We start from the raw sequence: 12,200 nt of genomic DNA, 5'->3' as shown, positions 1-12,200 counted from the left end.
CCGCCCTGTCATCTGCTTATGCTACGCTAACGCTATTATTCTCATCTGCGGACCGTCCGTCGGTCCGCCCGTGGAGTTTTTATGGTCCCTGAGTTTGACTGGCCGCAGATCGATACCGTGCTGCTGGATATGGACGGCACCTTGCTGGATCTGGAGTTCGACAGCCACTTTTGGCTCAGCCTGGTGCCGCAGGCACTGAGCGAGAGGCGCGCCATTCCGTTCGACGAAGCCCGTGATATCATTCAGCGGGAATATCAGGCGGTGCAGCACACCATGAACTGGTACTGCTTCGATTATTGGAGCGAGCGGTTGGATCTGGACATCTACCGCATGACCAGCGAAGTGGGCAGCCGCGCCCGGCTGCGCGAAGACACCGAGCCGTTTTTACGGGCGCTGCGCGACGCCGGCCTGCAAACCATTCTGTTGACCAACGCCCATCCGCACAGCCTGGCGGTCAAAATCGAGCATACCGGTCTCGATCGGCACCTTGATTTATTGTTTTCCACCCACACATTTGGTTATCCGAAAGAAGATCAGCGTCTGTGGCAGGCGGTGCAGCAGCACACCGGATTCAATCCGCAGCGCACGCTGTTTGTCGACGACGGCGAGCCGATCCTGGACGCGGCGCGCACTTTCGGCATTCGTTACTGCCTGGGCGTGCAAAACCCGGACTCCAGCACGGCGGAGAAAAGCTTCCAGCGCCATCCGTCGATGCGCGACTATCGCCTGCTGATACCGGCGCTGGCCAAGGGGGAAGCATGAAGGAAAAAGCGACGCGCGACGACGCGGTCCGACTGGATAAGTGGCTGTGGGCCGCACGCTTCTATAAGACCCGCGCACTGGCGCGCGAAATGATCGACGGCGGCAAGGTGCATTACAACGGCCAGCGCGGCAAGCCGAGCAAGATTGTCGAACTCAACGCCGAGCTCAAGCTGCGGCAGGGCAACGAAGAACGTACGGTGATCGTGCTGGCGCTGACCAGCCAACGCCGCGGCGCCAACGAGGCGCAGCAAATGTATCAGGAAACCGAAGCCAGCATCGCCAACCGCGAAAAAATGGCGCTGGCGCGCAAGATGAACGCGTTGACCATGCCGCATCCGGACCGCCGTCCGGACAAAAAGGAGCGGCGCGACCTGATGAAATTTAAATTTGGTGAGCCGGAATAACCCCTCACCGCAATGAGAGAAGATTATGTCCAACCATGACCAATTGCACCGTTACCTGTTTGAAAACTACGCGGTGCGCGGCGAGCTGGTTACCGTCAGCGAAACCTATCAGCAGATCCTGAATAACCACGACTACCCGGCGCCGGTACAAAAACTGCTGGGCGAGCTGCTGGTCGCCACCAGTCTGTTGACCGCCACCCTGAAGTTCGACGGCGACATTACCGTTCAGCTGCAAGGCGACGGCCCGCTGAAGCTGGCGGTGATCAACGGCAACAACCGTCAGGAGATGCGCGGCGTTGCGCGCACCCAGGCGCCTATCGCCGACGACAGCACCTTGCATCAGATGATCGGCAACGGCGTCATGGTCATCACCATTTCCCCGACGGAAGGCGAGCGCTATCAGGGCGTGGTCGGCCTGGAAGGCGAAACCCTGGCCGAATGCCTGGAAGCCTACTTCCGTCAGTCTGAGCAGCTGCCAACCCGCCTGTTCATCCGCACCGGCGAAGCGGAAGGCAACGCCGCGGCGGCCGGTATGCTACTGCAGGTGCTGCCGGCGCAGGACGGCAACCTCGATGATTTCGATCATCTGGTGCAACTGACCAACACGGTCAAAAGCGAAGAGCTGTTCGGCCTGCCGGCCAACGAGGTGCTGTACCGTCTGTACCACCAGGAAGAAGTCACCCTGTACGAACCGCAGGACGTGCAGTTCCGTTGCACCTGTTCACGCCAGCGTTGCGCCGACGCGCTGCTGACCCTGCCGACCGACGAAGTGGCGGACATGCTGGAGCAGGACGGCAATATCGACATGCACTGCGACTATTGCGGCAGCCACTATGTCTTTGACCCGGTTGATGTTGCCGCGTTGTATGCGGGTAACACCGGCGAAAGCGACCAGTTGCACTAAGTTATACCCTCCCGGCGGGCGCGCCCGGCGCCCGCCAACGCCCGCCGTTTGCACGTTTGCTTTTTTCCGTGTGCTATCTCTCAGATCGTAACGAAATACCGCCTAAAACGTTAAATATTTGATACCCATCGCTGTTACGCACCGTTAGATCCCTACAATTGCCGCCAGAAATTCTGTGACCAAGGAGTAGTAACATGCGCGTTAAAGGTATAACCCCTCAGGATCTGGCCGCTTACGGCATTCACGACGTTAGCGAAATCGTTCACAACCCGAGCTATGAACTGCTGTTTAAGGAAGAAACAGACCCATCTCTGGAAGGTTTTGAGCGTGGGGTAGTCACCAAGCTGGGTGCCGTCTCCGTCGATACCGGCATCTTCACCGGTCGTTCGCCGAAAGACAAATACATCGTCCGCGACGACATCACCCGCGATACCGTGTGGTGGGCCGATCAGGGCAAAGGCAAAAACGACAACAAACCCCTCAGCCCGGAAGTGTGGGCCGATCTGAAACACCTGGTCACTGAGCAACTGTCCGGCAAGCGCCTGTTCGTGGTGGATACCTTCTGCGGCGCCAACGCCGACTCGCGCCTGAAAGTGCGCTTCATCACCGAGGTGGCCTGGCAGGCGCACTTCGTGAAAAACATGTTCATCCGCCCAAGCGACGAAGAGCTGGCTGACTTCGAACCGGACTTCGTGGTGATGAACGGCGCCAAATGCACCAACCCGAACTGGCAGCAGCAAGGCCTGAACTCGGAGAACTTCGTCGCCTTCAACCTGACCGAGCGCATGCAGCTGATCGGCGGCACCTGGTACGGCGGCGAAATGAAGAAAGGCATGTTCTCGATGATGAACTACCTGCTGCCGCTGAAAGGCATCGCCTCGATGCACTGCTCGGCCAACGTGGGCGAGAAAGGCGACGTAGCGGTGTTCTTCGGCCTGTCCGGTACCGGCAAGACCACCCTCTCCACCGATCCTAAACGCCAGCTGATCGGCGATGACGAACACGGCTGGGACGACGATGGCGTGTTCAACTTCGAAGGCGGCTGCTACGCCAAGACCATCAAACTGTCTGAAGAAGCCGAGCCGGATATCTATCACGCCATCAAGCGCGACGCGCTGCTGGAAAACGTCACCGTGCTGGCCGATGGCACCATCGACTTCAACGATGGTTCGAAAACCGAGAACACCCGCGTTTCTTACCCGATCTACCATATCCAGAACATCGTCAAACCGGTGTCCAAGGCAGGTCACGCCACCAAGGTGATCTTCCTGACCGCCGACGCCTTCGGCGTGCTGCCGCCGGTATCGCGCCTGACCGCCAACCAGACGCAGTACCACTTCCTGTCCGGCTTCACCGCCAAGCTGGCCGGCACCGAGCGCGGCGTGACCGAGCCGACGCCAACCTTCTCCGCCTGCTTCGGCGCCGCGTTCCTGTCGCTGCACCCGACGCAGTACGCCGAAGTGCTGGTGAAACGCATGCAGGCCGCCGGCGCCCAGGCTTACCTGGTCAACACCGGCTGGAACGGCACCGGCAAGCGCATCTCAATCAAAGACACGCGTGGCATCATCGACGCCATCCTGAGCGGTGAGATCGACAAGGCGGAAACCGTAACCCTGCCGATCTTCGATCTGGCGATGCCGACCGCGCTGCCTGGCGTGAATCCGGAGATCCTCGATCCGCGCAATACCTACGCCAGCCTCGAGCAGTGGCAGGAAAAAGCGCAGGATCTGGCCGAGCGTTTCATCACCAACTTCGACAAATACACCGATACGCCTGCAGGCGCCGCGCTGGTCAGCGCCGGCCCGAAGCTGTAATTCGGTAGCATTACCTCTTCAGCTAAGGCGCGGATCCCGCGCCTTTTTTCATTTTTCGTGATTGCTTTTTAACCAGCGAGACGAGAAAATAAGTCAATGCAATCATTGATAGCAAAGGAGGTTTCAATGGCTACTATCACCGTCAGAAATCTGGACGACGAAATCAAAGAACTGCTGCGTATTTCAGCGGCGAAAAACGGCCATTCCATGGAAGAGGAAGCGCGCATGATCCTGAAGCAGGCGCTGGTGAAAAAGCCGCCACGCTATGGATTGGGTACCTGGATGCATCAGCACTTCGCAGAGTTCGGTGGCGTCGAGCTGGAGATCCCACCGCGTGACGCCGTGCCACCGCGCATCGTCACCTTTGACGATGAAGATGACAACGCATGATTATTCTCGACACCAACGTCATTTCAGAAACGCTGCGCCCCAGTCCGTACTACAACGTCATTAACTGGTTAAATGAAAAGGACAATGACAAGCTCTATCTGAGCGCCATTGTCCTGGCCGAACTGTTCAGCGGCGTCGCCTGCATGCCTGATGGCAAGCGCCAGCGGGATCTCAAGCTCAAATTGGCGGACGCGATTGAATTGAAGTTCGAGGGGCAGATATTGCCGTTTGATGGGCTGTGCGCGATGCAATACGCGGAATTGACGGCAAGGAATCGGCTTCTGGGTAAAGCGATGAGCATGCCGGATACCCAAATCGCCGCCACCTGCCTGCATTACGGTGCCGTCCTGGCCACCCGCAATACCAAAGCCTTCCTCCACTGCGGCATCGAGCTCATCGATCCGTGGCAGGCGCCGACCGGCCGTCGGTTGCATGAGGATGCGGCGGAATATTACGTGATGAGCAGGAAGTCCTGACGGGGCCGCAGCGAGGCAGCCCGCGCCAGGAGGGTCAGGCGTTTTCCCTGGCCGTTTGATGGCCGTTGGCCGACTCTTTTTTCTCCATCGGCAGCGGGATATACGCGCGGATCAACAACCCGCCGCGTTCGCTGGTGCCGATATCCAGCGCCCCGTCGTGCGCATCGATAATACGCTGCACGATCGCCAGCCCCAGACCGGTGCCGCTGGTACTGCGCGCGCTGTCGCCGCGTACGAACGGCTGCAACAGGTGCTTCAACTCTTCCGGCTTGATACCCGGGCCGTCATCCTCGACCTGGAACCAGCCGCGCTGCAGCTCGCGGCCGCTGCTGACTTTGATCCAGCCGTTGCCGTAACGCGCCGCATTCACCACCATATTCACCGCCGCCCGCTTAATCGACAGCGGGTGTACGTTCATCATCAGCTCGCCCGGCGACAGCGCGGTTTCAATCACCCGCTCATAACCGCTTTCCGCCGCGACCACCTCGCCCAAAATGGCGTTCAGATCGCTGCTTTCGGTCGGCATTTCCTGCCCGGTGCGCAGATAATCGATGAACTGTTCGATGATGGCGTTGCACTCTTCGATGTCTTTATTGATCGACTCGGCCAGATAGCCGTCTTCGGCGCTCATCATCTCCGTCGCCAGCCGGATGCGCGTCAACGGCGTGCGCAGGTCGTGGCTGACCCCGGCCATCAGCAAGGTGCGATCGTCCGCCAGCTGCTTGACGCCCGACGCCATCTGATTGAACGCACGAGTCACCGAGCGCACTTCGGAAGCGCCATACTCGCGCAGCGGCGGCGGAATAATGCCCTTGCCCACCTGCAGCGCCGCATGTTCCAGCTCCACCAGCGGGCGGTTTTGAATACGGATAAACAGCCAGGCGCCGCCGATCGCCAACAGCATGATCGCCAGCGTATAGCGGAACAGCGGAGAGAAATCGCCCTGATGGATTTCCGTCAGCGGCACGCGTACCCAGATATCGGGCTGCAACCAGGTTTTCAGCCACACCACCGGGGAGTTCTTGTTCACCTCCACTCGCACATCGGTCGGCCCGCCAAGCTGCTGCGCCATCTGCTGGCTGAGGAACTGGTAGTGCTGCGCCCAGCGCAGGCCGCTCTCTTCCGCCGCCGAATTGGTGTAGAGAGAGATGCCCAGCTCGCGGTAGATCTCACGACGGAACGCCGGCGGCACTTCCAGCAACGTGCCATCCTCCAGCTGCAGCCGATCGGTCATCAGCATACGCACTTCGTAAGCCAACACCTTGTTGAACTGCTGCAGGCTGGGCAGGATGGCGAAGTTCAGCACCACCAGATAGGTCGTCACCAGGCTGACGAACAGCAAGGTGACGATCAACAACAGGGTTCGGGCAAACGAGCTACGCGGTGAAAAGCGCAATCGCCTCATGCCTTGCTGCCGTCCGGAACGAACACGTAGCCGAGACCCCAAACGGTCTGGATATAACGCGGATGCGCCGGATCTTCTTCAACCATGCGGCGCAGACGAGAGATCTGCACGTCGATGGAACGTTCCATGGCGCTGTATTCACGGCCACGCGCCAGGTTCATCAGCTTATCGCGCGACAGCGGTTCACGCGGGTGGCTGACCAGCGCCTTCAGGACCGCGAACTCGCCGCTGGTCAACGGCATCGGCTCGTCTTCGCGGAACATCTCGCGGGTGCCGAGGTTCAGTTTGAATTTGCCGAACGCGATCACCGCCTCTTCCTGCGAAGGCGCGCCCGGCAGTTCGTTAGCCTGACGGCGCAGCACCGCGCGGATGCGAGCCAACAGCTCACGCGGGTTGAACGGTTTAGGAATGTAGTCGTCGGCGCCGATTTCCAGCCCCACGATGCGATCGACCTCTTCGCCTTTGGCGGTGACCATAATGATCGGCATCGGGTTGCTCTGGCTGCGCAGGCGGCGGCAAATGGACAGACCGTCTTCGCCCGGCAACATCAGATCGAGCACCATCAGATGGAAGGATTCACGGGTCAGCAAGCGATCCATTTGCTCAGCGTTGGCGACGCTGCGAACCTGGAAGCCCTGCTCGGTTAAATAACGTTCTAAAAGCGCGCGCAGGCGCATGTCATCATCGACAACCAGGATCTTATGATTCTCTTGCATGGTATTACTCCCAAAGGCTTTATTGCCTGACTCGAATATTGTTAGAAAACCTTGCCATTTGAGACAGCGTTTAATGGTATGTATTCTAGACGAAATTGTTACAAAGCTTATTCTTTTCCCCATTTATCAACAATTTTCATCGAATGTCGACGGGGGTTCGTCAAAATTTTGCCCTTTATCGGCGCAATGTGGGGCAGCGGCCCAATTTTACGCAATTTCGCCACCGGCGAACCGCACGGTGGCGTTTTGATATCGGGTCAGGAAGTCTGCAGGAAACGCGCCAGCTGCCTACGCAGCTGACGGTTTTCTTGCTGCAGCGCATCAACCCGGTCGAGCAGCGTCAGCGCCATGGCGATCCCCGGCCAGTCCAGATCCAGTTCGGCCCGCAGCCTGCGCGCACGCTGCAGATGGCTCAGCGCCGGATAATCGAACACCCAGCTCGGCTGCGCCGGCTCCAGCGGCACGATCACGCCCAGGCCGACGATCTCGACCAGCTCATCCTCTGAAATTTCCACCCGTTGGCACAATTCCACCACGGTGAAGGTGATCTCTTTCTTCATCATGTGCTTTACTCCCATTCCGCGCGTGGGTTGAACGGCGCCTGCTCGGCCAGTTCTCGCCACAGGGCGCTGGCTTTCTCGTTGGGTTTCGGCGGCATCACCACCTTGAGAATGACGTACAGATCGCCGGGCTCTTTCTTGCCCGCCAGCCCTTTGCCTTTGACCCGCAGCCGTTTGCCGCTCTGGCTGCCGGCCGGCACGGTCAGCGCGATCTTGCCGGTCAGCGTCGGCACCTCGATGCTGGCGCCGAGCGCCGCTTCCCACGGTGCGAGCGGCGCCACGATGCTCAGGTTGTGGCCGTCGATCTCAAACAGCGGATGCGGCGCGAGGCGGATGACCAGATACAGATCGCCGTTCTGGCCGCCGCCCACACCGGCGACACCCTGCCCCTTGAGGCGAATGCGTTCGCCGTCGCCGACGCCCGCCGGGATTTTCACGTTCAGCGTTTTGCTGGCTTCGCTCACCTGCCGCCCCAGCTCGTCGTACACCGGCAGCTTGTAGGAAATCTCGCGGCTTTGGCCATGCAGCGTTTCCTCGAGAAACAGCGGCACTTCCATCTCCAGATCCTGGCCGCGGAAGCCGTGCCCGCCGTGCGAATGCGCAGAGGAACGGTGGCTGCCCGCCGTCCGGCCGCCGAACATGCTCTCGAAGAAATCGGAGAAGTCTTGTGCGTCGCCGCCGCCGTGCCATGAAGCGCTCTGCTGATAGCCACCGTGGTCGCCGCGCGCCTGGCGGCCAAAGTTCGGATCGTTGCGGTGCAGCCGGATCTGATCGTACTCGGCGCGGCGCTCTTCGTCCTTCAGTACCTCATAGGCTTCGGCCAGCTCCTTGAACTTGCTCTCGGCGTCTTCTTCGGTGCTCACGTCAGGGTGATATTTACGCGCCAGCCGGCGGTAGGCCGTTTTGATGGTTTTCAGATCGGCGTTGGGCTCGACGCCCATCGTTGCGTAGTAATCTTTAAATTCCATGCGGTAATACCTTCAATGTGTTGGGTTGTGCGCCAAAATTCCTTGTCTCTCTCGCCAGATATCCTCCTTTCGTCACATTCCTTTTCCGCTATCGCTAAGCATACTCCCGATTGTTAAAAGCTGCGCAAACTGAATAAAAACCGTGCGACAAGGCGCAGGCCCGCGCGCCATTTTTAAAGCCTTCCGCATTCACGTACACTGTGGCGGTGGCCCCATAAAGATAAATCACGATGAGAACTCAACTGATAACCCGTGAAGGGTATGACAAGCTCAAACAAGAGCTGGATTACCTCTGGCGCGAAGAACGCCCCGAGGTGACCAAGAAAGTGACCTGGGCCGCCAGCCTGGGCGACAGAAGCGAAAACGCCGACTACCAATACAACAAGAAGCGGCTGCGCGAAATAGACCGCCGCGTCCGCTATCTGACCAAATGCCTGGAGCAGTTGAAGATCGTCGATTACTCCCCGCAGCAGGAAGGCAAGGTGTTCTTCGGCGCCTGGGTAGAGGTGGAGAACGACGACGGCGAGATCAAACGCTTTCGCATCGTCGGTTACGACGAGATTTTCGGCCGCAAGGATTACATCTCCATCGACGCGCCGATGGCGCGCGCCCTGCTGAAAAAAGAGGTCGGGGACATCGCCACCGTCAATACCCCGCTGGGCGAAGCGCAGTGGTACGTTAACGAGATAGACTACCCGAAGTAAGCTTTCAGCTTTTTCCGAACCGCCGCCAACGCCGCCGCCTGCGCAGTTCTCTACGCCGCGGCCGCGCGGCGGCGGCCCGCTCCGCTGGCATTTTCCCCGATCAATCCGTATAACTGTCCCCTGTTTATTCACCGTTCTCAATACAGATACCAGACCTATGAATGACCCACTGAGCCGCATTATTGCAACAGAACTGCAGGCCCGGCCGGAGCAAGTCGACTCCGCCATCCGTCTGCTGGATGAAGGTAATACCGTGCCCTTTATTGCACGCTATCGTAAGGAAGTCACCGGGGGCCTGGACGACACCCAACTGCGCCAGCTGGAGACCCGCCTGGGTTATCTGCGTGAACTGGAAGATCGTCGCCAGACTATCCTGAAGTCGATCGATGAACAGGGCAAACTGACCGAACAACTGGCGGGGGCGATCAACGCCACGCTGAGCAAGACCGAACTCGAAGACCTCTACCTGCCGTACAAACCGAAGCGCCGCACCCGCGGCCAGATCGCCATCGAAGCCGGTCTGGAACCGCTGGCGGACACGCTGTGGCAAGATCCCCAGCAGCAGCCGGAGCAGCTGGCCGAACGCTACGTCGACGCCGACAAGGGCGTAGCGGACGTCAAAGCCGCCCTCGACGGCGCGCGCTATATCCTGATGGAGCGCTTCGCCGAAGACGCCGCGCTGCTGGCCAAGGTGCGCGACTACCTGTGGAAAAACGCCCATCTGGTGTCCAAAGTGGTCGAAGGCAAGGAAGAAGAAGGCGCCAAGTTCCGCGACTACTTCGATCACCACGAACCGATTTCTCAGGTGCCTTCGCACCGCGCGCTGGCGATGTTCCGCGGCCGCAACGAAGGCGTGCTGCAGCTGGCGCTGAACGCCGATCCGCAGTTTGAGGAAGCGCCGCGCGAAAGCCAGGCGGAGCTGATCATCATCAACCACCTCAACCTGCGTCTGAACAACGCCCCGGCCGACGCCTGGCGCAAGGCGGTGGTCAACTGGACCTGGCGCATCAAGGTGCTGCTGCACCTGGAAACCGAGCTGATGGGCACGGTGCGCGAACGCGCGGAAGACGAAGCGATCAACGTTTTCGCCCGCAACATGCATGATCTGTTGATGGCCGCGCCGGCCGGCATGCGCGCCACCATGGGCCTCGATCCTGGCCTGCGCACCGGGGTGAAAGTTGCCGTGGTCGACGCGACCGGCAAGCTGGTGGCCACCGACACCGTCTACCCGCACACCGGGCAAGCGGCCAAAGCCGCCACCATCGTCGCGGCGCTGTGCATCAAACACCACGTGGAACTGGTGGCGATCGGCAACGGCACCGCTTCGCGTGAAACCGAGCGTTTCTATCTCGACCTGCAAAAGCAGTTCAGCGACGTCCGGGCGCAGAAAGTGATCGTCAGCGAAGCGGGTGCGTCGGTGTATTCCGCGTCCGAACTGGCGGCGCAGGAATTCCCGGATCTCGACGTGTCGCTGCGTGGCGCGGTGTCCATTGCCCGTCGCCTGCAGGATCCGCTGGCGGAGCTGGTGAAGATCGACCCGAAATCCATCGGCGTCGGCCAGTATCAGCATGACGTCAGCCAGAGCCAGCTGGCGAAGAAGCTGGACTCGGTGGTGGAAGACTGCGTGAACGCCGTCGGCGTCGACCTGAACACTGCGTCGGTGCCGTTGCTGACCCGCGTGGCCGGCCTGACGCGCATGATGGCGCAGAACATCGTCAACTGGCGCGACGAGAACGGCCGCTTCAGCAACCGTGAACAGCTGCTGAAGGTCAGCCGTCTGGGGCCGAAGGCCTTCGAACAGTGCGCCGGCTTCCTGCGCATCAACCACGGCGACAATCCGCTGGACGCTTCGACCGTTCACCCGGAAGCCTACCCGGTGGTGCAACGCATTCTGGCCGCTACCGAGCAGGCGCTGCAGGACCTGATGGGCAACGCTTCGGCGGTGCGCAGTCTCAAAGCGGTCGATTTCACCGACGACAAGTTCGGCGTGCCGACGGTTACCGACATCCTCAAAGAGCTGGAGAAACCGGGCCGCGATCCGCGTCCGGAGTTCAAAACCGCGACCTTTGCCGAAGGCGTGGAAACCCTCAACGATCTGCAGGTGGGCATGATCCTCGAAGGATCGGTCACCAACGTTACCAACTTCGGCGCCTTCGTGGATATCGGCGTGCATCAGGACGGCCTGGTGCACATCTCCTCGCTGGCGGACAAGTTCGTTGAAGATCCGCATACCGTGGTGAAGGCCGGCGACATCGTCAAAGTGAAGGTGATGGAAGTCGATCTGCAACGCAAACGCATCGCGCTGAGCATGCGGCTGGATGAGCAACCGGGCGAAGGTTCGCCGCGCCGCGGCGGCAATGCGCCGGCGCAAACGCGCGACAACGCCAATCGTTCGGCGGGCGGCAACAAGGCCAAACCGCGCAACGCGGCGCCGGCCGGCAACAGCGCCATGGGCGACGCGCTGGCCGCGGCGTTCGGTAAGAAACGCTAAGCCAGAACCGTCAGGGCGGAGCCTGCTCCGCCCTTGCCGAGAAAGAAAACTTGCGGCATTTTTTGACCCGACTCAATAAACCTTCATCTTTTTATTTCCCGTTGCTGCGTGACCGCCCTCCCATTGTTAAAGCGGCAAAAATCCCTTCTGTAGCCGTTTATTAACAACGTCGTTAACACGCATTTTTCATTTTGCGAATTGTGAGCGAAACACAAATGGTTACCGCTCGTATTACGGCGGAATAATGTTATTGAATTGCCTTTCATCAGAAATAAATAAGGGAAAAACGCCATCAATATTTGCAAACGAGAAAACTCGGCTACAAATACGCAACTGATTTAACTCACCATTCTCATTTGTCGCCGAGTAAAAGCAGTGGTAAAACGGGGCTTATCAAAGCGACACAACCAAAAACTGCCGCCGCCATAATAATTGGTTACAATACCCTTACTTTTTGTATTGAACGCGATAATGATAATTACTATTATTTGCGCTCAATTTATTGCATGACCTTATGGATGAATAGCGCCGACGGCGTGGCATTTTCGCCGGCAACGTCCAATTATTATCAGCCCGATGTTCATCGGCACCCGGAAGGTTAATCAC

12 protein-coding genes are annotated in these 12,200 nt (G+C 59.3%); 8 read left to right on the top strand and 4 right to left on the bottom strand.

Annotation, left to right across the window (positions count from 1 at the left end):
* Positions 1 to 81: 81 nt before the first annotated feature.
* The 6 genes from yrfG (at position 82) to AAIE04_RS09560 (ending at position 4,750) form a co-directional block, all read left to right on the top strand.
* The gene (yrfG, locus tag AAIE04_RS09585) at positions 82 to 762 is read left to right on the top strand and encodes a GMP/IMP nucleotidase (RefSeq protein ID WP_019456170.1); all 681 of its coding nucleotides are present in this window, start codon (positions 82 to 84) and stop codon (positions 760 to 762) included.
* Positions 759 to 1,166, top strand: coding sequence for a ribosome-associated heat shock protein Hsp15 (gene hslR, locus AAIE04_RS09580; RefSeq protein ID WP_025304547.1), 408 nt, complete (start codon positions 759 to 761; stop codon positions 1,164 to 1,166). The genes yrfG and hslR overlap by 4 nt, the downstream gene beginning before the upstream one ends.
* A 25-nt stretch (positions 1,167 to 1,191) precedes the next feature.
* The gene (gene hslO, locus AAIE04_RS09575) at positions 1,192 to 2,070 is read left to right on the top strand and encodes an Hsp33 family molecular chaperone HslO (RefSeq protein ID WP_015379307.1); all 879 of its coding nucleotides are present in this window, start codon (positions 1,192 to 1,194) and stop codon (positions 2,068 to 2,070) included.
* 194 nt (positions 2,071 to 2,264) lie between these two features.
* Complete coding sequence (gene pckA / locus AAIE04_RS09570; RefSeq protein WP_025159902.1) at positions 2,265 to 3,884, top strand: phosphoenolpyruvate carboxykinase (ATP); 1,620 nt, start codon at positions 2,265 to 2,267, stop codon at positions 3,882 to 3,884.
* A gap of 126 nt (positions 3,885 to 4,010) precedes the next feature.
* Complete coding sequence (locus AAIE04_RS09565) at positions 4,011 to 4,274, top strand: FitA-like ribbon-helix-helix domain-containing protein (protein WP_004930730.1); 264 nt, start codon at positions 4,011 to 4,013, stop codon at positions 4,272 to 4,274.
* On the top strand, positions 4,271 to 4,750 hold the full coding sequence (locus AAIE04_RS09560) for a type II toxin-antitoxin system VapC family toxin (RefSeq protein WP_019455155.1): 480 nt from the start codon (positions 4,271 to 4,273) through the stop codon (positions 4,748 to 4,750). The genes AAIE04_RS09565 and AAIE04_RS09560 overlap by 4 nt, the downstream gene beginning before the upstream one ends.
* 34 nt (positions 4,751 to 4,784) lie before the next feature.
* Here the strand turns inward: AAIE04_RS09560 and envZ are convergent, their stop codons facing one another.
* The 4 genes from envZ to cbpA form a co-directional block, all read right to left on the bottom strand.
* Positions 4,785 to 6,155, bottom strand: a complete 1,371-nt coding sequence (envZ, locus tag AAIE04_RS09555; RefSeq protein WP_025159901.1) for a two-component system sensor histidine kinase EnvZ — start codon at positions 6,153 to 6,155, stop codon at positions 4,785 to 4,787.
* Positions 6,152 to 6,871, bottom strand: a complete 720-nt coding sequence (ompR, locus tag AAIE04_RS09550) for an osmolarity response regulator transcription factor OmpR (protein WP_004709363.1) — start codon at positions 6,869 to 6,871, stop codon at positions 6,152 to 6,154. The genes envZ and ompR overlap by 4 nt, the downstream gene beginning before the upstream one ends.
* Positions 6,872 to 7,128: 257 nt before the next feature.
* Positions 7,129 to 7,434: a chaperone modulator CbpM gene (locus AAIE04_RS09545; RefSeq protein ID WP_019455157.1), complete on the bottom strand. Its 306-nt coding sequence runs from the start codon at positions 7,432 to 7,434 to the stop codon at positions 7,129 to 7,131.
* A 5-nt stretch (positions 7,435 to 7,439) separates the two neighbouring features.
* Positions 7,440 to 8,399, bottom strand: a complete 960-nt coding sequence (gene cbpA / locus AAIE04_RS09540; RefSeq protein ID WP_019455158.1) for a curved DNA-binding protein — start codon at positions 8,397 to 8,399, stop codon at positions 7,440 to 7,442.
* Between the two features lie 230 nt (positions 8,400 to 8,629).
* On the opposite strand from cbpA, the gene greB reads away from it, so the two are divergent.
* Both greB and AAIE04_RS09530 read left to right on the top strand, forming a co-directional pair.
* A complete protein-coding gene (gene greB, locus AAIE04_RS09535) occupies positions 8,630 to 9,103 on the top strand; it encodes a transcription elongation factor GreB (RefSeq protein WP_019455159.1) in 474 nt (157 codons plus the stop codon).
* 157 nt (positions 9,104 to 9,260) lie between these two features.
* Complete coding sequence (locus AAIE04_RS09530; RefSeq protein ID WP_019455160.1) at positions 9,261 to 11,594, top strand: Tex family protein; 2,334 nt, start codon at positions 9,261 to 9,263, stop codon at positions 11,592 to 11,594.
* The last annotated feature ends 606 nt before the right edge of the window (positions 11,595 to 12,200 follow it).

This window comes from Serratia sp. Ae19-1, from assembly GCF_059801225.1.
The sequence above is the reverse complement of the archived record's forward strand: the minus strand, read 5'-3'. Positions and strand labels throughout refer to the sequence as shown.